This is a genomic window from Enterobacter sp. 01-M-02-SI-ECC (assembly GCF_047530595.1).
Lineage (GTDB): Bacteria > Pseudomonadota > Gammaproteobacteria > Enterobacterales > Enterobacteriaceae > Enterobacter > Enterobacter cloacae_M.
This window is the reverse complement of sequence record NZ_JBLKCZ010000027.1, coordinates 14357-36332: the sequence shown is the minus strand read 5'-3', so window position 1 is coordinate 36332 and position 21976 is coordinate 14357. Positions and strand designations below refer to the sequence as shown.

At 57.7% G+C, this 21976-nt stretch carries 20 protein-coding genes; 16 read left to right on the top strand and 4 right to left on the bottom strand.

The window, feature by feature from the left end; genetic code table 11:
* The first annotated feature begins 2 nt into the window (after window positions 1–2).
* From ACMWLG_RS22350 to ACMWLG_RS22335, 4 genes are read left to right on the top strand one after another with little or no spacing between them, the layout of a single operon-like run.
* The gene (locus tag ACMWLG_RS22350; protein WP_072254631.1) at window positions 3–1517 is read left to right on the top strand and encodes an ABC transporter substrate-binding protein; all 1515 of its coding nucleotides are present in this window, start codon (window positions 3–5) and stop codon (window positions 1515–1517) included.
* 18 nt (window positions 1518–1535) lie between these two features.
* Window positions 1536–2477: an ABC transporter permease gene (locus ACMWLG_RS22345; protein ID WP_023310491.1), complete on the top strand. Its 942-nt coding sequence runs from the start codon at window positions 1536–1538 to the stop codon at window positions 2475–2477.
* Between the two features lie 2 nt (window positions 2478–2479).
* Window positions 2480–3355, top strand: a complete 876-nt coding sequence (locus ACMWLG_RS22340) for an ABC transporter permease (protein WP_045400526.1) — start codon at window positions 2480–2482, stop codon at window positions 3353–3355.
* 9 nt (window positions 3356–3364) lie between these two features.
* Window positions 3365–4966, top strand: coding sequence for a gamma-glutamyltransferase family protein (locus tag ACMWLG_RS22335; RefSeq protein WP_045400528.1), 1602 nt, complete (start codon window positions 3365–3367; stop codon window positions 4964–4966).
* 107 nt (window positions 4967–5073) lie between these two features.
* Here the strand turns inward: ACMWLG_RS22335 and ACMWLG_RS22330 are convergent, their stop codons facing one another.
* Window positions 5074–5844: an amidohydrolase gene (locus tag ACMWLG_RS22330; protein ID WP_023310494.1), complete on the bottom strand. Its 771-nt coding sequence runs from the start codon at window positions 5842–5844 to the stop codon at window positions 5074–5076.
* Window positions 5845–5952: 108 nt separating this feature from the next.
* Entirely contained in the window at window positions 5953–8397 is a 2445-nt protein-coding gene (gene fadE, locus ACMWLG_RS22325; protein WP_023310495.1) for an acyl-CoA dehydrogenase FadE, read from the bottom strand.
* A 239-nt stretch (window positions 8398–8636) separates the two neighbouring features.
* Between fadE and lpcA the strand changes: the two genes are divergently transcribed.
* The gene (gene lpcA / locus ACMWLG_RS22320; RefSeq protein ID WP_010427884.1) at window positions 8637–9215 is read left to right on the top strand and encodes a D-sedoheptulose 7-phosphate isomerase; all 579 of its coding nucleotides are present in this window, start codon (window positions 8637–8639) and stop codon (window positions 9213–9215) included.
* 150 nt (window positions 9216–9365) lie between these two features.
* Window positions 9366–10133: a class II glutamine amidotransferase gene (locus ACMWLG_RS22315; RefSeq protein ID WP_045400530.1), complete on the top strand. Its 768-nt coding sequence runs from the start codon at window positions 9366–9368 to the stop codon at window positions 10131–10133.
* Here the strand turns inward: ACMWLG_RS22315 and dpaA are convergent.
* Window positions 10104–10844 (bottom strand): peptidoglycan meso-diaminopimelic acid protein amidase, encoded by a 741-nt coding sequence (dpaA, locus tag ACMWLG_RS22310; RefSeq protein ID WP_023310497.1) that lies wholly within the window; start codon window positions 10842–10844, stop codon window positions 10104–10106. The genes ACMWLG_RS22315 and dpaA overlap by 30 nt on opposite strands.
* 298 nt (window positions 10845–11142) lie before the next feature.
* On the opposite strand from dpaA, the gene ACMWLG_RS22305 reads away from it, so the two are divergent.
* The 8 genes from ACMWLG_RS22305 to dinB all read left to right on the top strand — a co-directional run bounded on the left by ACMWLG_RS22305 (window position 11143) and on the right by dinB (window position 18351).
* Window positions 11143–12486, top strand: coding sequence for a Na(+)-translocating NADH-quinone reductase subunit A (locus ACMWLG_RS22305; protein WP_045400532.1), 1344 nt, complete (start codon window positions 11143–11145; stop codon window positions 12484–12486).
* Between the two features lie 3 nt (window positions 12487–12489).
* Window positions 12490–13725: an NADH:ubiquinone reductase (Na(+)-transporting) subunit B gene (locus ACMWLG_RS22300; RefSeq protein WP_045400535.1), complete on the top strand. Its 1236-nt coding sequence runs from the start codon at window positions 12490–12492 to the stop codon at window positions 13723–13725.
* On the top strand, window positions 13718–14512 hold the full coding sequence (locus tag ACMWLG_RS22295; RefSeq protein ID WP_414763035.1) for a Na(+)-translocating NADH-quinone reductase subunit C: 795 nt from the start codon (window positions 13718–13720) through the stop codon (window positions 14510–14512). Before ACMWLG_RS22300 ends, ACMWLG_RS22295 begins: the two co-directional genes overlap by 8 nt.
* The gene (locus ACMWLG_RS22290; protein WP_014882676.1) at window positions 14505–15143 is read left to right on the top strand and encodes an NADH:ubiquinone reductase (Na(+)-transporting) subunit D; all 639 of its coding nucleotides are present in this window, start codon (window positions 14505–14507) and stop codon (window positions 15141–15143) included. Before ACMWLG_RS22295 ends, ACMWLG_RS22290 begins: the two co-directional genes overlap by 8 nt.
* 6 nt (window positions 15144–15149) lie before the next feature.
* A complete protein-coding gene (nqrE, locus tag ACMWLG_RS22285) occupies window positions 15150–15746 on the top strand; it encodes an NADH:ubiquinone reductase (Na(+)-transporting) subunit E (protein ID WP_008500255.1) in 597 nt (198 codons plus the stop codon).
* Between the two features lie 10 nt (window positions 15747–15756).
* A complete protein-coding gene (nqrF, locus tag ACMWLG_RS22280; protein ID WP_414763034.1) occupies window positions 15757–16980 on the top strand; it encodes an NADH:ubiquinone reductase (Na(+)-transporting) subunit F in 1224 nt (407 codons plus the stop codon).
* Window positions 16980–17183: a (Na+)-NQR maturation NqrM gene (gene nqrM / locus ACMWLG_RS22275; RefSeq protein WP_023615899.1), complete on the top strand. Its 204-nt coding sequence runs from the start codon at window positions 16980–16982 to the stop codon at window positions 17181–17183. Before nqrF ends, nqrM begins: the two co-directional genes overlap by 1 nt.
* A gap of 109 nt (window positions 17184–17292) precedes the next feature.
* Window positions 17293–18351 carry a DNA polymerase IV gene (dinB, locus tag ACMWLG_RS22270; RefSeq protein ID WP_045400538.1) on the top strand — a complete coding sequence of 353 codons (1059 nt, stop codon included), beginning with the start codon at window positions 17293–17295 and terminating at the stop codon, window positions 18349–18351.
* Window positions 18352–18427: 76 nt separating this feature from the next.
* Here dinB and pepD read toward each other — a convergent pair whose 3' ends face one another.
* Window positions 18428–19885, bottom strand: a complete 1458-nt coding sequence (gene pepD / locus ACMWLG_RS22265) for a cytosol nonspecific dipeptidase (protein ID WP_045400541.1) — start codon at window positions 19883–19885, stop codon at window positions 18428–18430.
* A gap of 260 nt (window positions 19886–20145) precedes the next feature.
* Here pepD and gpt point away from each other — a divergent pair, with 260 nt between their 5' ends.
* Together gpt and frsA are read left to right on the top strand one after the other, a co-directional pair.
* Window positions 20146–20604, top strand: a complete 459-nt coding sequence (gpt, locus tag ACMWLG_RS22260; RefSeq protein ID WP_010427903.1) for a xanthine phosphoribosyltransferase — start codon at window positions 20146–20148, stop codon at window positions 20602–20604.
* Between the two features lie 104 nt (window positions 20605–20708).
* Window positions 20709–21953, top strand: a complete 1245-nt coding sequence (frsA, locus tag ACMWLG_RS22255; RefSeq protein WP_023310505.1) for an esterase FrsA — start codon at window positions 20709–20711, stop codon at window positions 21951–21953.
* Window positions 21954–21976: the final 23 nt, after the last annotated feature.

Below are 21976 nucleotides of genomic sequence, written 5' to 3'. Positions count from 1 at the left end.
TAATGACAATGCGTAATTCTCTTTTGACCGTACTGGGAAGTGTTATGTTGCTTGGCGCGGCGCTGCCCGCCCATTCTGAAAGCGTGCTGCGGATCGGCCTGGGCGCTGACCCGGACATGCTCGACCCGCATCTGGCGCGCACCTACTATGGCCGCTTCGTCTTTGCCTCCCTGTGCGACAGGCTGGTGGACGTGGATGAAAATCTGAAGGTCGTCCCCGGCCTGGCTAAAGACTGGGCGTGGAGTGACGACGGTAAAACCCTGACGCTCAATCTGCGCGAAGGCGTCACCTTCCACGACGGTGAGAAATTCGATGCCGCCGCGGCAAAATACAACCTCGACCGCGCCCTGACCTTAAAAGGCTCTCTGCGTAAAAGCGAGATCTCTTCCGTTGAATCGGTCGAGGTCACCGGCCCGATGCAGATTGCGCTGCACCTGAAGACCCCCGATGCCGCGCTGCTGATGCAGCTCACCGACCGCGCGGGCGCGATGATGGCCCCCGAGGCGGCGAAAAAGCCTGACTTTGCCGCCCACCCGGTCTGCTCCGGCCCGTATAAATTCGACAGCCGCGTGTCCCAGGACCGCATCGTGCTGACCCGCTTCGACAACTACTGGAACAAAGGCGCTTACCACTTCGACAAAATCATCTATCTGCCGATCCCGGATGCCTCCGTGCGCCTTGCGAACCTGCGCGCGGGCGATCTTGACCTGACCGAAGGCATCGCCGCAAGCGACGTTAAAACCGTCGAAGCCGACAGCAAGCTGGCGCTGGCGAAGGTGACGGGCCTGGGCTATCAGGGCATCACCTTCAACATCAACAACGGCAAGGTGCCTGCCAACGATCCGTTCAAGGACGCCCGCGTGCGCGAGGCGTTTTCACAGGCCATCGACCGCGATGCGTTGAACCAGGTGGTCTTCGAAGGGCTTTACACCCCGGCAAACCAGGCGTTTTCCCCGGTCAGCCCGTATCACGTCAACCTGCCAGTCCCGCCGCGTGACGTCGACAAGGCTAAAGCGCTGCTGAAAGCGGCAGGCGTCACCGCGCCGCTCACCGTCAACCTGCTGGTGCCGAACAACCCAACCTCACAGCAGGTGGGCCAGGTGCTGCAGGCGATGGTCGCCGAGGCCGGATTTAACCTGAACCTGCAGATGACCGAATTCGCCACGCTGCTGGATCGACAGCAGAGCGGCGACTATCAGCTGAGCTTCTCCGGCTGGTCGGGTCGTCCGGATCCGGACGGCAGCATCTACGGCTTTATCCACAGCAAAGGCACGCTGAACGACGGCCGCTACAGCAACGCGCAGGTCGATGAGTGGCTGACCCAGGCGCGCCAGAGCACCGATCAGGCCGCACGCCAGCCGCTGTACGACAAGGTGGTGAAGCAGCTGCAAACCGACATGCCGATTGCCTACCTCTACTTCGAGCCGCGCATTTTCGGTCTGAACAAAAGTGTGCAGGGCTTTAAGCCGTACCCGGACGGCATCGTGCGTCTGGCGGGTTTGACGCTGGCGAAATAAAGGTCCTGAGGAGAACCCATGCTGGAACTGATTTGCAAACGTCTGCTGCTGGCTATACCAACCCTGCTGCTGGTGAGCATGATGGTGTTCGGACTGCAAAAGCTGCTGCCCGGCGACCCGCTGATCGCCATGGCCGGGGAGGAGCGCGACCCGGCGGTCATCGCCCAGCTGCGCGCGGAGCTGAACCTCGATGCGCCGATCCCCGTGCAGTATTTCCACTGGCTGACGCGGGCGCTGCAGGGCGATCTGGGCGTCTCCTTACGCACGCACGAACCGGTGACGCAGCTGATCGCCAGCAAGCTGCCGGTCACGCTGGAGTTGTCCCTGCTGGCGATGATTATCGCGCTGGTGTTTGGCATCAGCATGGGGATCCTCGCGGCGGTGAACAAAAACAGCTGGGTCGATCACGGGGCGAACTTCGTGGCGATCTCGGGGATCTCGATCCCGCACTTCTGGCTGGGGATCCTGCTGATACTGGTCTTTTCGGTGAACCTGCAGTGGCTGCCCGCATCCGGCTACGTGCCGTTCAGTGAAGATCCGCTTCAGAACCTGCGAACGCTGCTGCTGCCCGCGTCCGTGCTCGGAACCGGCCTCGCGGCGACGCTGATGCGCCACACCCGCGCCTCGATGATTGCCGTGCTGAAAGCGGATTACATCCGCACCGCGCGGGCGAAAGGGCTGCTGCCGAAGGCGGTGATCCTAAAGCACGCGTTTCGCAACGCGCTGGTGCCGGTCATCACCCTCACTACGCTGCTGTTCGGCGAGCTGCTGGGCGGCGCGGTGCTGACCGAGCAGGTCTTCACCATTCCGGGCTTCGGCAAGATGATCGTCGACTCGGTATTTAACCGTGACTACGCGGTGGTACAGGGCGTGGTGCTGATCGTGGCGATCGGCTTCCTGATGCTGAACCTGCTGGCCGACGTGCTTTACGTCCTTATCAACCCGAAAATGCGAGGTTAACCATGGCGGAACTGACGACGCAAACCGTTGTGCCCGCGCTGCCGCGGGCGCAAAACCGGGTGCTGAAGAAATTCCTCGGCAATAAAAGCGCGGTGATCGGCGCGGTGGTGGTGGGTTTCTTTGTGCTGGTGGCGCTGCTGGCGCCGTGGATCGCCCCGTTCGATCCGGTTAAAGCTAACTTCCTGGCGGTGCGCAAAGCGCCGTCGGCGATGTACTGGTTCGGCACCGACGAACTGGGGCGCGACATTCTATCCCGCATTATCTGGGGGGCGCGCACCTCGCTGATGGCGGGCTGTATGTCGGTCGTTATCGCGGTGGTTATCGGCGTGCCGCTGGGGCTGGTGGCGGGCTACTTCCAGAAGATGTGGGACGGCGTGATCTCGCGGTTTATCGAGGCGCTGCTGGCGTGTCCGTTCCTGATCATGGCGATCGCGCTGGGAGCGTTTTTGGGCCCGAGCCTGACGAACGCCATGATCGCCATCGGTCTTTCGGCGATGCCGATCTTCGCCCGCCTGACGCGCGGTCAGGTGATCGCTATTCGCAACGAAGAGTATATCGACGGCGCGCGGGCGATTGGTCTGCCGGATCGCTGGATCATCGTCAAATACGTCCTGCCAAACGTGATGTCGCCGATCCTGGTGCAGGCCACGCTGGCGATTGCCTCAGCGATTATCGCCGAAGCCAGCCTGTCGTTTTTAGGGCTGGGGCAGCAGCCGCCCAATCCGTCATGGGGCTCCATGCTCAACACCGCGAAAGGGTTTCTGGAGCAGGCGCCGTGGATGTCCGTTTTCCCCGGCGTGGCGATTTTCCTCGCCGTGCAGGGCTTTAATTTACTCGGCGACGGGCTGCGCGATGCGCTCGATCCGCGCCACGACTAAGGAGTCATGATGACCAAAGCGCTTGATTTTACGTCCGGTTACGCTTCACGCCGCCCGCCAATGATGGGCCGTAACGCCGTCGCCACGTCGCAGCCGCTGGCGGCACAGGCGGGAATGAAAATGCTGCAGCTGGGCGGCAACGCCGTTGATGCGGCCATTGCCGCCGCGATGGCGCTGACGGTGGTTGAGCCGACCGGCAACGGGATCGGCAGCGACGCCTTTGCCATCGTCTGGGACGGTGAAAAGCTGCACGGCCTGAACGCGTCCGGTCGTTCGCCTGCGAGCTGGCATGCGGATCTGTTTGCCGGAAAAACCGCGGTGCCGGAAATTGGCTGGGACGCGGTGACCGTGCCGGGCGCGGTATCCGGCTGGGTGGCGCTGGCGGAACGCTTCGGCACGTTGCCGCTGACCACGCTGGCGCAGCCTGCCATTGACTACGCGCGCAACGGTTTCCCGGTCTCCCCGCTGATTGGGCATCTCTGGCAGCGCGGCTATAGCAAGCTGAAAGATCAGCCGGGCTTCAGCGCCTGCTTCGCGCCGGAAGGCCGCGCCCCGCGCGTGGGGGAAATCTTCCGTAACCCGGCGCAGGCGAACTCGCTGGAGCTGATCGCCCGCACCAACGGCGAAGCTTTTTATCGCGGTGAGCTGGCGCAGAAAATTGCTGCCTTCGCTAAAGAGCATGGCGCGCACCTGACGGCTGAGGATCTGGCGAGCCATCGCGTGGACTGGGTAGAGCTGCTGTCGCGCGACTTCGCGGGCGGTTCGGTGCAGGAGCTGCCGCCAAACGGCCAGGGGATCGCCACGCTGATTGCGCTCGGCATTCTTGAGCAGTGCGGCATTGAGAAGCATCATCCGGATTCCGTGCAGTCCCTGCACCTGTCCATCGAAGCGATGAAGCTGGCGCTGGCGGATCTCGACCGCTACGTGGCGGATGAAGACCATATGGCGTTCGCGGCGAAAGAGCTGCTGAGCGACCATTATCTGAAGTCGCGCGCGGCGCTTATCAATCACAAGCACGCCTCTGATTTCATTTACGGTTCCCCGACGCAGAGCGGCACGGTCTACATCAGCACCGCTGACGCCAGCGGGATGATGGTGTCGTTTATTCAGTCCAACTACATGGGTTTCGGTTCAGGCATTGTGGTGCCGGATACGGGGATCAGCCTGCAAAACCGGGGCTGCGGCTTTGTGCTGGATCCAAAGCACCCGAACGCGCTGGCGGGCAGCAAGCGACCGTTCCACACCATCATTCCGGGCTTTGCGATGGACGGCAACGGCCAGCCGCTGATGTCCTTTGGCGTGATGGGCGGCCCGATGCAGGCGCAGGGGCACATGCAGATGGCGCTGCGCATTATGCTGCACGGGCAAAACCCGCAGGCGGCAATCGACGCCCCGCGCTGGCGCGTGGTGCAGGGCAGGGAGGTGATCGTTGAATCGACGTTCGATCGCAACACCATTGCCGCGCTGCGCGAACGCGGGCATCAGATCGTGGTGGAAGATCCGCTCCAGGATTACAACTTCGGCGGTGCGCAGGTGATCTATCGTATGCCGGAAGGGCACTACGTGGCCGCGACGGAAAGCCGCAAGGACGGGCAGGCGCTGGTGAGTTAATGTTTTATCCTTCCTCTCCCAAAGGGGATGAGGGTTCCCCACAAAATAATGCCTGTACGGACGCCCCCCTCTCCCTTGAGGGAGAGGGGCGGGGTGAGGGGAACATTTCACCCAATGCTAAACGGATCCGCATCCTGCCACGCCGGAAACTTCTCGCGATACTCCTGCAGCGCCGTCAGCGACAGCTCCGCATCAATGCGCGTCGCCTGATGCGGCTCGGCGGTGGCAATGATCTCGCCCTGCGGATTCACTACCCGGCTGTCGCCGCGGTAGTGATGCCCGTTGCCGTCGGTTCCCACGCGGTTACAGCCCACCACGTACGCCTGGTTCTCAATCGCGCGCGCCACCAGCAGTGACTGCCAGTGCAGGGAGCGCGGTGCAGGCCAGTTGGCAACATACAGCGCCAGGTCGTAATCGTTGCGGTTGCGCGACCACACCGGGAAGCGCAGGTCGTAGCAAACCAGCGGCAAAATACGCCAGCCGCGCCACTCGAACACCACGCGTTCGTGACCCGCTTCATAGTGATGATGCTCATCCGCCATGCGGAACAGGTGGCGTTTATCGTAAAAATGCACTTTCCCTTCCGGCTCCACCAGCAGGAAGCGGTTCACCGGCCCGCGATCCGTTTGCAGGGCGGCGCTCCCGGCGATCAGCGCGTTGGTCTGCTGCGCTTTGGCGTGCATCCAGGCGACCACCTCATCCTGCGGCATTGACTGCTGTGCCGCTTCCATGGCGAAGCCGGTCGTGAACATCTCCGGCAGGACAATCACATCACGCCCGGTAATGTCTTCCAGTTGACGATCGAAGTGGCGCAGGTTGGCGGGGCCATCCATCCACACTAAAGGTTGCTGCAAAATCGAAATCTTCAAACCAGGCACGATACAGACTCCTCAAACGACCGCTTTTTGACACTTTAGCACGTCATTACGAGAAAATGTGGCAATAAAAAACCCCGCGCGGGGCGGGGTTTGTATAAGCGAAACGCGTTACGCCGCTTCAGGCTTGCGGTGCTTCTCCGGCAGCTTTACCGGCTGCGTCGCCAGCTCGTCCGGTTCGAAATCATCCACGTTAATGCTGCGCAGACGGCTCTCTTCGGCTTTCACCAGCAGAGCGGCTTCATCTTTATTGATAATGCCGCCGGCCAGCGCCTGTTTTGCCAGTTCGTCCAGACGGGTAAACGGCAGGTTTTTGCCCAGCTGTTTACAGATTTTCTGGTGAATCGGATCGGCAGCCATCACGTCCAGCAGAGCCTCTTCCAGCAGACCCACCGGGTTATGCGGCGTCGGCGTCAGATACTGACCACGACCGATACGGGAGCGGGTTGCGCTCGGTACCTGCAGGATCTTCGCCACCTTGTGGTCCAGCTTGTCGGACGGCGCCAGATGGTGACGACCGGTCGGGAAGATCACCGCGCGCAGAGCGCCCGCCACGAAGCGGTTCGGGAAGTTCGCCAGCAGGTCGTCAATCGCCTGTTCAGCCTGATACATCGCATCCTGAACGCCCCAGTGTACCAGCGGCAGATCCGCTTCCTGACGGCCCTCATCGTCGTAACGCTTCAGGACCGCAGAGGCCAGGAAGATCTGGCTCAGCACATCCCCCAGACGGGCAGAAATACGCTCGCGACGCTTCAGGCTACCGCCCAGCACCGCCATGGAGACGTCAGACAGCAGAGCCAGGTTGGCGCTAAGACGGTTCAGATGCTGGTAGTAACGTTTGGTCGCATCGCCGGTCGGCGTCGCGCTGGTAAGACCGCGCGTCAGGCCCAGCCAGAAGCTGCGCACCTTGTTGCTGCCCACGTGACCGATATGTTTGAAGAGCAGCTTATCGAAGGCATCCACGTCGTTGTTCTGCGCGGCAGCCATCTCTTCCAGCACGTACGGATGGCAGCGGATTGCGCCCTGACCGAAGATCATCATGCTGCGGGTCAGGATGTTTGCCCCTTCCACGGTGATGGCAATCGGTGCGCCCTGATAGCCGCGCGCCAGGAAGTTGCCTTCGCCGAGCATAATGCCTTTACCGCCCGCGATATCCATCGCGTCAATGATCGACTGCTGCGCGCGGTGGGTACAGTGATACTTCACAATCGCGGACAGCACGGCCGGTTTTTCGCCCAGCATAATACCATAGGTAATCAGAGAAGCCGCGGCATCCATCACGTAGGCGTTGCCCGCGATACGCGCCAGCGGCTCTTCGATACCTTCCATCTTGCCGATGGAGATTTTGAACTGACGGCGGATATGAGCGTAAGCGCCAATCCCCATCGCGACCGACTTCAGACCGCCGGTTGAGTTCGACGGCAGGGTAATGCCGCGGCCCACGGACAGACATTCCACCAGCATACGCCAGCCCTGACCGGCCATTTTCGGACCGCCGATGATGTAGTCAATCGGCACAAAGATGTCCTGACCGCGGGTCGGACCGTTCTGGAACGGCACGTTCAGCGGGAAGTGACGACGACCAATTTCAACGCCTGGGGTAGAAGTTGGGATCAGCGCGCAGGTAATGCCCAGATCTTCTTCACCGCCCAGCAGTTTTTCCGGGTCAGAGAGCTTAAAGGCCAGACCCAGCACGGTGGCGATTGGCGCCAGGGTGATATAACGCTTGTTCCAGGTCAGGCGCATGCCCAGCACCTGCTCGCCCTGCCACTCGCCCATGCAGACCACGCCGGTGTCCGGGATCGCGCCTGCATCGGAGCCCGCTTCCGGGCTGGTCAGCGCGAAGCATGGGATTTCCTGACCGCGTGCCAGACGCGGCAGGTAGTGATCTTTCTGCTCTTCGGTACCGTAATGCTGCAGCAGTTCGCCCGGGCCTAAGGAGTTAGGCACGCCAACGGTAATCGCCAGGATCCCGGAGACGCCTGCCAGCTTTTGCAGGACGCGAGCCTGAGCGTAAGCGGAGAATTCCAGACCGCCGTACTCTTTCTTGATGATCATCGCGAAGAAGCGATGTTCTTTCAGATACGCCCACAGCTCTGGCGGCAGATCGGCCATTTCATGGGTGATGGCAAAGTCGTTGGCCATACGGCACGCTTCTTCCACCGGGCCGTCAATAAAGGCCTGTTCTTCAGCGGTCAGGCGCGGCTGCGGATAGTTATGCAGCTTTTTCCAGTCCGGGTTGCCCTGGAACAGATCGCCTTCCCACCAGGTGGTGCCCGCATCAATCGCTTCTTTCTCGGTGCGCGACATTGGCGGCATCACTTTGCGGAAGCCTTTGAACACCGGCGCAGAGATCATTGATTTACGCATCGGGGCCAGGTTAAACGGCAGAAGAATGATGGCAAGAGGGACTAAAAGCCAGATATTCCAGAGGCCTGCGGCGCCAAGCGCAGCCGTCCAGGCCAGAAGAATCAGACTGCTCAGGAATAAACTCACGCGGTGATAGAACAACACACCGAGCAGAACAACAGTTGCGAGAATGCTCAAAATCATCATAAAGAAAAGCTCCCTTGCTTGTAGGAGGTCTGACCACTTGTGATGATATGGTTGTAGTTGATGTTATTTCCTTTAGCAATGTGTTTACAAAATAATTACAACCTGGTTCACATTGTTCGCGTTTTAGCCGGCACAAAAAATCAAAACGCCGGACGTTTCGCATGGCTTTAGCTTCTCGCTTTTCTTGCTATCCGGTACACTCCACTGTGTTATTTCATCAATACTGAAGGATTATCCTCATGTACCAGGATCTTATTCGTAACGAACTGAACGAAGCGGCGGAAACGCTGGCGAACTTTCTGAAAGATGATGCCAATATTCACGCTATTCAGCGCGCAGCGGTCCTGCTTGCCGACAGCTTCAAAGCCGGTGGCAAAGTGCTCTCCTGCGGTAACGGCGGTTCCCACTGTGACGCTATGCACTTCGCAGAAGAGCTGACCGGACGCTATCGCGAAAACCGTCCGGGCTACCCGGCGATTGCGATTTCCGACGTGAGCCACATCTCCTGCGTAGGCAACGACTTCGGTTACGACCACATCTTCTCCCGCTACGTTGAAGCCGTAGGCCGTGAAGGCGACGTGCTGCTGGGGATCTCTACTTCTGGCAACTCCGGCAACGTGATCAAAGCGATCGCCGCCGCGCGTGAAAAAGGGATGAAGGTCATCACCCTGACCGGTAAAGATGGCGGTAAGATGGACGGTACGGCGGATGTCGAAATTCGCGTTCCGCACTTCGGTTATGCTGACCGTATTCAGGAAATTCACATCAAAGTGATCCACATCCTGATTCAGCTGATCGAAAAAGAGATGGTTAAGTAAGAAGGCTATTTTATTTGCCATTTTGAATCCGGGCAGTGCTCGAAATCCTCACGTACTACGTGTACGCTCCGGTTTCTGCGCGCTGTCCGAATCCAAACTGGCTGCAACAATTACGCCTTCCCGCGTTAAGGCGTTTTGTGGAGGTGCTGTATGTGCGAACTGCTCGGGATGAGCGCCAATGTGCCAACTGATATCTGCTTTAGTTTCACCGGGCTGGTTCAGCGTGGTGGAGGAACCGGGCCGCATAAAGACGGCTGGGGCATCACCTTCTACGAAGGCAAAGGGTGTCGCACGTTCAAAGATCCACAGCCCAGCTTTAACTCACCTATTGCCAAACTGGTGCAGGACTACCCGATCAAGTCCCGCTCGGTAATCGCCCACATCCGTCAGGCTAACCGTGGCGAAGTAGCGCTGGAAAATACCCATCCGTTTACCCGCGAGCTGTGGGGCCGAAACTGGACCTACGCGCACAACGGGCAGCTCACGGGCTATAAGTCGCTGGAGATGGGCAATTTCCGCCCGGTCGGCGAAACGGACAGCGAAAAAGCCTTCTGCTGGCTGCTGCACAAGCTGACGGAGCGCTATCCCCGCACGCCCGGCAACATGACTGCCGTATTCAAATACATCGCGACGCTGGCGTCTGAACTGCGTGAAAAAGGCGTGTTCAACATGCTGCTCTCTGACGGCCGCTATGTGATGGCGTTCTGCTCGACGAATCTGTTCTGGATCACCCGCCGTGCGCCGTTTGGCGTTGCGACGCTGCTGGATCAGGATGTGGAGATAGACTTTCAGAAGGAGACCACTCCGAACGATGTGGTCACTGTTATCGCAACGCAGCCGCTGACGGGCAACGAAACCTGGCAAAAGATTATGCCAGGCGAGTGGGTGCTATTTTGTCTCGGGGACCGTGTAATTTGACGCCAGCTGCGGGTGGACGACTTCGTGGCTCAGCGGTTTGCTGACCACGTAACGGCCATCGACGATAGAGACCACCGGTGGCTTGTGGGTCTGCTCAAAGTAGTCGTAACCCGGCTTCAGCTGTTTCCAGAAATCCGCGTAGTATGAGTACTTGTGACGCGCCATGTTGGCGTCCGTCATGCGGAACGGATAGATGCTGACCTGTACGTTAGGCTGCCCAAAGACCAGCGCGCCCGTCACGAACTGGAAAATCTCATCAATGCCGGAGTCGGTCATCGCATAACAGCCGATAGACACGCAGGCACCGTGGATCATCAGATATTTACCTTCATAACCGTGTGCACGGTCATAGGCATTCGGGAAGCCGATGTTAATGGCTTTATAGAAGCGGCTGTCAGGCTTGAGCTGGCTGCGCTGAACGTTGTAGAACCCTTCCGGACTTTTGAAATCGCCCTGACGCTGTTTTGGCCCCAGTCCGCCGGAGTAGTTACAAATTTTGTAACTATCAAGCAGCTGATATGTCTCGCCCATTTTGACAAACAGATCGAGAGTGCGCTCTTCCTTGAAGATCTGAATATAAACCGGCGATCCCATTAACTGCTGTTTATATTCCTTGCTGACCGGCGTCGTTGAGCTATTACTGCTGAGCAGTCCGGCAAACGACATGCACGGCATCAGAAGCATCGCAATGAACAATGCGATTTTACGCATACTACTAGTTCCTTGATAAAACCATGACCAACTTGCCAGGACGGCAAAAGAGACCCGAAATCAGATTATTCTGTTAGGAGCGCTCACATTAGCACCGCTATAGATTTTCGCAAGAGCCGGGCGGTGAGTTTACAAATTAGTTTTACTTTATAAACCATCAAAATTGCGATGGCTCCAGGAACTTTGCGCATTAGCTCGCAATTTGGCGCGCGCGACGGCGGATTCCCTGCCCGCGGGAAGGGGAAAATGTTACACTTTGCGCCCACTGGATTGTTGTTCATGGAAACCTGCTAACCACATGTTTAAAATTAAAAAAGGACTTGATCTGCCGATTGCAGGCGTGCCAGCGCAGCACGTTTCGACAGGCGCAAGTGTCCGTCATGTCGCCATTTTGGGCGAAGACTACCTGGGTATGCGTCCTTCAATGCTGGTACAGGAGGGCGATCGCGTTATCAAAGGACAGGCGCTCTTTGAGGACAAAAAAAATCCCGGCGTGATGTTCACAGCCCCCGCGAGCGGCACCGTTGTGGCCATCAACCGTGGCGAGCGGCGCGTTCTGCAGTCGGTGGTTATCCGCATTGAGGGCGATGAAAAACGTGAATTTGCCCATTACGACATAGCAGAACTCGCGTCGCTGAACCGTGACGCCGTTCAGGATCAGCTCCTGGCGTCCGGTTTATGGACCGCGCTTCGTACGCGCCCCTTCAGCAAATCCCCTGTTCCGGGCACGGCACCGGCCGCGATTTTCGTCACGGCCATCGACACCAACCCGCTCAGCGTGGACCCGGAACCGGTTATCCTGGCGCAGCGAAAAGCTTTTGATGCAGGACTCACAATTCTAACCCGCCTCACGCCCGGAAAAGTGCACGTTTGCCAGGCCGGCGGCGGCAAGCTTGGCGGCCATCCTCTGGGGCAGGTCACGTTTAATGAATTTTCTGGCCCGCATCCGGCGGGGCTGGTCGGGACGCACATCCATTTCCTTGAGCCAGTCAGCCTGACGAAACAGGTCTGGCATCTTAACTATCAGGACGTCATCGCCATCGGTAAGCTCTTTACTACGGGTGAACTCTGCGCTGAACGGATAATCGCCATCGGCGGACCGCAGGCTGCAAACCCGCGCCTGGTGAAAACGCTGCTGGGCGCTGACATCAACGAACTGCTGGTGGGGGAAACGAAAGAGGGCGAAAACCGCCTGATTTCCGGCTCGGTCCTCAGCGGACGCCATGCTGCCAATGCGCACGCGTACCTGGGACGCTTCCATTTGCAGGTCAGCATTGTGCAGGAAGGGCGGGAGAAAGAGCTGTTTGGCTGGGTTCTGCCAGGCGCAGAAAAATACTCCGTCACCCGAACCACGCTGGGCCACTTCCTGCGTAATAAGCTGTTTAACTTCTCAACCAGCACGCACGGTGGCGAGCGCGCCATGGTCCCGATTGGCAACTACGAGCGCGTCATGCCGCTGGATATTCTTCCCACCGTGCTGCTGCGCGATCTTCTGGCCGGCGATACCGACGGCGCGCAGGCGCTGGGCTGTCTGGAGCTGGACGAAGAAGATCTGGCGCTCTGTACCTATGTCTGTCCGGGCAAATACGAATATGGACCGGTATTGCGCGAGGTGTTAACCCGCATTGAGCAGGAAGGATAACCGATGGGCTTAAAACACCTCTTTGAAAAAATTGAGCCGCACTTTACCGAAGGGAAGCTCAAAAAGTACTACCCGTTATATGAAGCAACGACGACCATTTTCTACACGCCGGGCCTGGTGACGAAAGGGGCGGCGCACGTTCGCGATGCCATCGACCTGAAACGCATGATGATTCTGGTGTGGTTTGCCGTCTTCCCGGCGATGTTCTGGGGCATGTACAACGTTGGCCTGCAGACCATTCCGGCGCTGCACCACATGTACGATGCACAGCAGCTGGCGCAGGTGATCCAGTCCGACTGGCACTACCGTCTGGCCCAGTCGTTAGGGGTGAACTTTGCGCCAGAGGCGGGCTGGATCAGCATGATGACGCTGGGCGCGGTGTTCTTCCTGCCGATTTACATCACGGTATTCGTCGTGGGCGGCTTTTGGGAAGTGCTGTTTGCCATTATCCGTAAACATGAGATCAATGAAGGCTTCTTCGTTACCTCTATCCTGTTTGCCCTGATTGTTCCCCCGACGCTGCCGCTCTGGCAGGCGGCGCTGGGCATTAGCTTTGGCGTGGTGATAGCCAAAGAGATCTTCGGCGGCACCGGTCGGAACTTCCTCAACCCGGCGCTGGCGGGACGCGCGTTTCTGTTCTTTGCTTATCCGGCGCAAATCTCGGGCGACCTCGTGTGGACGGCTGCGGACGGTTTTTCCGGCGCGACGCCGCTTTCACAGTGGGCGGCACACGGCGGCGAAACGCTGGTTAACAACGCAACGGGTCAGCCAGTCACCTGGTTTGATGCCTTTATTGGCAATATTCCGGGCTCTATCGGAGAAGTCTCTACGCTGATGATTTTGCTTGGCGGCGCGATCATTCTTTTTGGTCGCGTGGCCTCCTGGCGGATCGTTGCGGGCGTGATGATCGGCATGGTGCTGACTGCCACCCTGTTCAACGTTATCGGTTCGACCACCAATCCGATGTTCTCCATGCCGTGGTACTGGCATCTGGTGCTGGGTGGCTTCGCGTTCGGCATGATGTTCATGGCGACGGACCCCGTCTCTGCCTCGTTTACTGACAAAGGTAAATGGAGCTATGGCATGCTCATTGGCGCGATGTGCGTTCTGATCCGCGTGGTCAACCCGGCGTATCCGGAAGGGATGATGCTGGCCATTCTGTTTGCCAACCTGTTTGCGCCGCTCTTCGATTACCTGGTGGTGCGGGCCAACATTAAGCGGAGGAAGGCGCGTGGCTGAGGTTAAAAATAACGACAGCATCAGCAAAACGCTGCTGGTGGTGCTGGTGCTCTGTCTGGTCTGTTCTATTGTCGTGGCCGGTTCCGCCGTGGGGTTAAAACCCCTGCAGCAGGAGCAACGTGCGCTGGATAAACAGCGCAACATTCTTGCCGTCGCCGGGCTGATGCAGGAAGGAATGAGCGCAGATGACGTTTCGGCCGTCTTTGCTGAACGTATTTCGGCGCGTCTGGTGGATTTAAAAACGGGTGAAATGCTGGATAAAGACCCGGCAAAATTCAACCAGGCGCTGGCGCTTAAAGATCCGCAGATGAGCCTGACGCTGGAGGCATCGCAAGATCCCGCCGGGATTAAGCGTCGCAGCAACCTGGCCGAAATCTATCTGGTTCGCGACCCCCAAAAACGTATTCAGGAAGTGGTACTGCCTATTTACGGTAACGGTCTGTGGTCAATGATGTACGCGTTTGTGGCCCTTGATACCGATGGGCGCACCGTAAAAGGCATTACGTATTACGACCAGGGCGAAACGCCGGGGCTGGGTGGCGAAGTTGAGAACCCTAACTGGCGGGCACAGTTTGTCGGCAAGAAAGTGCTCGACGATAACGGTCTGCCTGCGCTGAAGGTGATGAAAGGGGCGGCACGTCCCGGTGACGACTACGCCGTTGACGGGCTTTCCGGCGCTACGCTCACATCAAAAGGCGTGCAGCACAGTTTTGATTTCTGGATGGGCGAGCTGGGCTTTGGTCCTTTCCTGAAAAACGTTCGTGAAGGAGCGCTGAACAATGGCTGATACCGGTGAACTGAAAGAAGTTAAAAAGGTGCTCATTGGCCCACTGTTAGCCAATAACCCGATCACGCTCCAGGTGCTGGGCGTCTGTTCCGCTCTGGCGGTAACGACCAAGCTGGAAACGGCGGTGGTGATGACGCTGGCGGTCACACTGGTCACGGCATTCTCCAGCATGTTTATCTCAATGATCCGCCACCACATTCCCAACAGTGTGAGGATCATCGTACAGATGGCGATCATCGCCTCGCTGGTGATCGTGGTCGATCAGCTGCTGCGCGCCTTCGCCTATGAAACCTCAAAGCAGCTCTCGGTGTTTGTCGGGCTGATCATTACCAACTGTATCGTCATGGGGCGTGCGGAAGCCTACGCCATGAAAATGCCGCCGCTGGCGAGCTTTATGGACGGCATCGGCAACGGCCTTGGCTACGGCGTGATCCTCCTGACCGTTGGGTTCCTGCGCGAGCTGATTGGCAGCGGCAAGCTGTTTGGCATCACGGTGCTGGACACGGTGCAGAACGGCGGCTGGTATCTGCCAAACGGCCTGTTCCTGCTGGCTCCTAGCGCATTTTTCATTATCGGTTTGTTGATATGGCTGATTCGTACGCTGAAGCCAGAACAGCAGGAAAAGGAGTAACCGACAATGGCTCATTACCTGAGTTTGTTTGTGCGGGCGGTGTTTGTTGAAAACATGGCGCTCGCGTTTTTCCTCGGCATGTGTACGTTCCTTGCGGTTTCCAAAAAAGTGTCGACGGCATTTGGTCTCGGTATCGCGGTCACCGTGGTGCTCGGCTTATCTGTACCGATTAACAATCTGGTGTACAACTTTGTGCTGCGGGACGGCGCGCTGGTGGAAGGAGTTGATCTCAGCTTCCTGAACTTCATCACCTTTATCGGAGTGATCGCGGCGCTGGTGCAAATCCTCGAGATGATCCTCGATAAGTATTTCCCGTCGCTCTACAACGCGCTGGGGATCTTCCTGCCACTGATCGCGGTGAACTGCGCCATCTTTGGCGGCGTCTCGTTTATGGTGCAGCGTGATTACAACTTCAGCGAATCCGTAGTGTACGGTTTTGGTTCCGGCATCGGCTGGATGCTGGCGATTGTCACCATGGCGGGGATCCGCGAGAAAATGAAGTATGCCAACGTGCCTGCGGGTCTGCGTGGCTTGGGGATCACCTTTATCACCACCGGGCTGATGGCGCTGGGCTTTATGTCCTTCTCCGGTGTGCAGCTATAAGGGCAAACAGATGGAAATTATCCTTGGCGTGGTGATGTTCACGCTGATTGTACTGGTGCTGTCAGGGCTTATTCTGGCGGCGCGCGCGAAGCTGGTGAATTCCGGCGACGTGGTCATTGATATTAACGACGAGCCGCAGAATCAGATCCGCACGCCGGCGGGAGACAAGCTGCTCAACACGCTCTCCGGTAACGGCATTTTTGTCTCCTCAGCCTGCGGCGGCGGCGGTTCCTGCGGGCAGTGCCGCGTGACGGTAAAAGAGGGCGGTGGCGATATTCTGCCAACCGAGCTGGCGCATATCACAAAGCGTGAGGCAAAAGAGGGCTGTCGTCTGGCCTGCCAGGTCGCGGTGCGTCAGAACATGAAGATAGAGCTGCCGGAAGAGATCTTCGGCGTCAAAAAATGGGAGTGCGAGGTTATCTCTAATGATAACAAAGCCACCTTTATTAAAGAGCTGAAGCTGCGGGTGCCGGAAGGCGAGCATGTCCCGTTCCGCGCCGGAGGATACATTCAGATTGAGTGCCCGGAGCACGCTGTGGCCTATGCGGACTTTGACGTGCCGCATGAGTACCGCGCCGACTGGGACAAATTCAATCTCTTCCGCTTTGTATCTGAGGTGAAAGAGCCGACGCTGCGCGCCTACTCGATGGCCAACTACCCGGAAGAGAAGGGCATCATCATGCTCAACGTGCGTATCGCCACGCCGCCACCGAATGTGCCGGATGCACCGCCGGGCGTCATGTCGTCATACATATGGTCCCTGAAGCCTGGCGATAAGGTGACGACCTCCGGCCCGTTCGGGGAGTTCTTCGCGAAAGATACCGACGCGGAAATGGTCTTTATCGGCGGCGGTGCCGGTATGGCCCCGATGCGCTCGCACATCTTTGACCAGCTCAAGCGGCTGGGTAGCCAGCGTAAGATCAGCTTCTGGTACGGGGCGCGCTCGCTGCGCGAGATGTTCTATGAAGATGAGTTTGAACAGCTGGCGCGTGAAAACCCGAACTTCACCTTCCACGTGGCGCTTTCCGATCCGCAGCCGGAAGATAACTGGACGGGCTATACGGGGTTCATCCACAACGTGCTGTATGAAAACTACCTCAAACAGCACCCGGCGCCTGAGGACTGCGAGTTCTATATGTGTGGTCCGCCGATGATGAACGCCGCCGTGATTAAGATGCTGAAAGATCTCGGTGTCGAAGATGAGAACATCTTGCTCGATGACTTTGGAGGCTGATGATGCTGACGTTTCTGGCAACCTTTGTGGTGTTTGTGCTTGTCATCTTCGGCATGTCGTTAGGCTGGATCGTTAAGCGGAAAAGCATTCAGGGCAGCTGCGGCGGGATTTCCTCTATTGGGATGGAAAAGGTTTGCGACTGCCCGGAACCGTGCGATGCGCGGAAGAAAAGGATGGCCCGCGAACAGCAGCGCATTATTTAATTTTTTTGTAGGCCGGGTAAGGCAAAGCCGCCACCCGGCGTTCTCACATCTGCTTCTCAACCCTCATTTGTTTACTGTATACTTATCCAGTGATGAGTGAGGGCTTACTATGCGCAAAATAATCCATGTCGATATGGACTGCTTTTTTGCCGCAGTGGAGATGCGTGACAACCCGGCGCTGCGGGATATTCCCATCGCCATTGGCGGCAGCCGCGTTCAGCGTGGTGTCATCAGCACCGCCAACTATCCTGCGCGCAAATTTGGCGTGCGCAGCGCGATGCCGACGGCGATGGCCTTAAAGCTTTGTCCTCATCTCACGCTTCTGCCCGGCCGTTTTGAAGCCTATAAAGAGGCTTCCCTCCATATTCGGGAAATCTTCTCCCGCTATACTTCTTTGATCGAGCCGCTGTCGCTGGACGAAGCCTATCTGGATGTGACCGACAGCTTGCACTGCCACGGCTCCGCCACGCTGATGGCGCAGGAGATCCGCCAGACGATTTTCAACGAGCTGAATCTGACGGCTTCGGCGGGCGTCGCGCCCGTTAAATTCCTTGCCAAAATTGCCTCCGATTTAAATAAGCCCAACGGTCAGTACGTCATCACGCCTGACGAGGTGCCTGCGTTTTTGAAAACGCTGCCGCTTGGCAAAATACCTGGGGTAGGAAAAGTCTCCGCCGCAAAGCTGGAAAGCATGGGGCTACGGACCTGCGAAGATGTGCAGCGAAGCGATCTCGCCATGCTGCTCAAGCGCTTTGGAAAGTTTGGCCGCGTGCTGTGGGAGCGCAGCCAGGGGATTGACGATCGCGATGTGAACAGCGAACGGCTACGAAAATCCGTCGGCGTTGAGCGCACCCTCAGTGAAGATATTCATGACTGGTCCGAATGCGAAACCATTATCACGGAACAGCTTTACCCGGAGCTGGAACGACGCTTAAGCAAGGTGAAGCCGGACCTGCTGATTGCCCGTCAGGGTATCAAATTAAAATTCAACGACTTCCAGCAGACCACGCAGGAACACGTCTGGCCGCGTCTGAATAAGGACGATCTCATTGCGACGGCGAAAAAGGCATGGGAAGAGCGCCGGGGTGGGCGAGGGGTGAGGCTGGTGGGATTGCACGTCACGCTGCTGGATCCGCAGTTAGAGCGACAGCTGGTTTTGGGATTGTAAAAAAGCCCGGTGCGCTATGCTTACCGGGCCTACGTTTTTCACCCTCTCCCTTTGGGAGAGGGCTGGGGTGAGGGTATTACTTAACAGGGATCGCTTTCAGCAGCTCAGTCAGCAGCGTCCAGTAGTGACCGACGCTTTCGATATGAACCTGCTCATCCGGCGAGTGCGGGCCGGTAATGGTTGGCCCGATGGACACCATGTCCATGTCCGGATACGGTTTCTTGAACAGGCCACATTCCAGACCGGCGTGGATCACCTGAATGTTCGGCGTGCTGTTGAACAGACGCTGATAGGTTTCACGCACCAGCGCCATCACCGGAGAACTTGCATCCGGCTGCCAGCCCGGGTAGCTGCCTTTTGCAGACGTTTTCGCGCCCGCCAGCGTGCCCAGAGATTCCAGCATGCTCACCACATACTCTTTACCGCTGTCGATCAGAGAGCGGATCAGGCAGATGATTTCCGCGCTGTCGTTGCTCATGGTCACCACGCCCACGTTCAGTGAGGTTTCCACCACGCCTTTCGCCACGTCAGAGTTGCGGATCACGCCGTTTGGCGTCGCGTTCAGCAGCTGAACGAAGGTGTCACGAGACTGCGCGGTCAGCGCGGCTTTATCTGTAGATACAGATTCCAGCACTACGGTCAGGTTTTTCTCTTTCGCCGACAGTTCGTTTTTCAGAATATCCAGGTATACGCTGGAGAGTTTTTTCAGCTCGTCCGCTTTTGCCGCGGGAACCGCCACGGTGGCAAACGCTTCGCGCGGAATCGCGTTACGCAGGGTACCGCCGTTGAAGTCCACCAGACGCAAATCCAGCTCGGCCGCATGGCCTGCCAGGAAGCGCGCCAGCAGCTTGTTGGCGTTACCCAGCCCCAGGTGAATATCACCGCCGGAGTGGCCGCCCTTCAGCCCTTTCAGCGTCAGCTTGAAAGTCTGGAAGCCCGCAGGAATCGCTTCGCGCGACAGCGGCAGGGTAGAGATGAAATCAATCCCGCCCGCGCAGCCCATGTAGATCTCACCTTCTTCTTCAGAGTCGGTGTTGATCAGGATGTCCGCCTGCAGCCAGTTCGCCTGCAGACCGAACGCGCCGTCCATGCCCGCTTCTTCGGTCATGGTCAGCAGCACTTCCAGCGGACCGTGCTCAACGCTGTCGTCGGCCAGCACGGCCAGCGCAGAGGCCATACCGATGCCGTTATCCGCGCCCAGCGTGGTGCCGCGTGCTTTCACCCAGTCGCCGTCGATGTACGGTTGAATCGGGTCTTTGGTGAAGTCGTGAACGGTGTCGTTGTTCTTCTGTGGCACCATGTCCAGGTGCGCCTGCAGCACAACCGGTTTACGGTTTTCCATCCCTGCGGTAGCAGGTTTGCGGATCAGAATGTTGCCAACCTGGTCACGTTCAGCATGCAGACCTTTTTCCTTCGCCCAGCCCATAATATGTTCGGCAAGCTGTTCTTCATGGTAAGAAGGGTGTGGAATGGAGCAGATTTTCGCAAAAATATCCCACAGCGGCTGCGGAGATAATTGAGACAGTTCAGACACGATAAGTCTCCTTGTCGAGGCGCTGCAAACAGGGTTGCAGGTCACAGGGTTAGCAGGTTAATAGTTACCACAAGTCAGGCTTGCGAGATGAAACTGAGAATACCACTTTCTCTGCTGGCTGGTAGCATAAAGCATGTAAAAACTCAGGCAGAGGGCGCTAAACACTGGTTTTTAGTGCGTCAGATCTCTATAATCTCGCGCAACCTATTTCCCCCTCGAACACTTTTTAAGCCGTATAAAAACAGGCTGGGACACTTCACATGAGCGAAAAATACGTCGTCACCTGGGACATGTTGCAGATTCACGCACGCAAACTGGCTGCCCGTCTGATGCCTTCCGAACAGTGGAAAGGCATTATTGCCGTCAGCCGTGGCGGTCTGGTACCGGGGGCGCTGCTGGCACGTGAGCTGGGTATTCGTCATGTCGATACCGTTTGCATCTCCAGCTATGACCATGACAACCAGCGTGAGCTGACCGTGCTGAAACGTGCGGAAGGCGACGGCGAAGGTTTCATCGTTATTGATGACCTGGTAGATACCGGTGGTACTGCGGTTGCTATCCGCGAAATGTATCCGAAAGCACATTTCGTCACTATCTTCGCGAAACCTGCTGGCCGCCCGCTGGTTGACGATTACGTGATTGATATCCCGCAGGACACCTGGATTGAACAGCCATGGGATATGGGCGTGGTCTTCGTACCGCCTATTTCAGGCCGTTAATACCAGTACGTAACTTTACACGCCCGACTATGTCGGGCGTTGTTCTTTTTGGCCTGCCACGCGTTACAATAGTCTTCATATGACGTATTCATGGAGGCAACGCAATGACGCAGGCGAATCTCACCGAGACTCTCTTCAAACCCCGTTTCAAACACCCTGAAACGTCGACGCTGGTGCGTCGCTTCAATCCGGGTACCCAGCCTGCCGTCCAGTCCGCGTTAGACGGTAAAAATGTGCCTCACTGGTATCGCATGATTAACCGCCTTATGTGGATCTGGCGCGGTATTGACCCCCGTGAAATCCTTGATGTGCAGGCACGTATCGTGATGAGTGAAGCCGAACGTACCGACAGCGAACTCTACGACACCGTGGTGGGCTACCGTGGCGGAAACTGGATCTACGAGTGGTCTAAGCAGGCGATGCTCTGGCAGCAAAAAGCCAGCCAGGAAGAGGACGCCACGCGCAGCGGCAAGCACTGGCTGCATGCGGCCAATCTCTACGCCATCGCCGCGTATCCACATCTAAAAGGTGATGAGCTGGCGGAGCAGGCCCAGGCGCTGGCGAACCGTGCTTATGAAGAGGCGGCGCAGCGTTTGCCGGGCCAAATGCGCGAGCTTGAGTTCAGCATTCCAGGTGGCGCACCCGTCACCGGGTTCCTGCATATGCCGGAAGGCGACGGCCCGTTCCCGACCGTCCTCATGTGCGGCGGGCTGGATTCGCTGCAAATTGATTATTACAGCCTGTATGAGCGTTACTTCGCACCAAAAGGGATCGCGATGCTGACGCTTGATATGCCTTCAATTGGTTTCTCATCCAAATGGAAACTGACTCAGGATTCGAGCCTGTTGCACCAGCATGCGCTAAAAGCGCTGGAAAACATTCCGTGGGTTGACCACACCCGCGTGGCGGCATTCGGCTTCCGTTTCGGCGCGAACGTCGCGGTACGTCTGGCTTATCTTGAATCTTCTCGCCTGAAAGCCGTCGCCTGCCTCGGCCCGGTCGTACACGCTCTGCTCAGCGATCCTGCACGCCAGGGGAGCGTACCTGAAATGTACCTTGATGTGCTGGCCAGCCGCCTTGGCATGCATGATGCATCAGACGAAGCGCTGCGCGTTGAGCTCAATCGTTACTCGTTAAAAACGCAGGGGCTGCTGGGACGTCGCTGCCCAACGCCGATGTTGTCAGGGTTCTGGAAAAACGATCCGTTCAGCCCGGAAGAAGAGTCGCGATTAATCACTTCGTCATCTGCGGATGGCAAATTGCTTGAGGTGCCGTTCAGCCCGGTCTATCAGAATTTCGACAAATCACTGAAAGAGATTACGCGCTGGATCGCTCAGAGATTGTGTTAATAGATTGCTAAATTTCGCTGGTT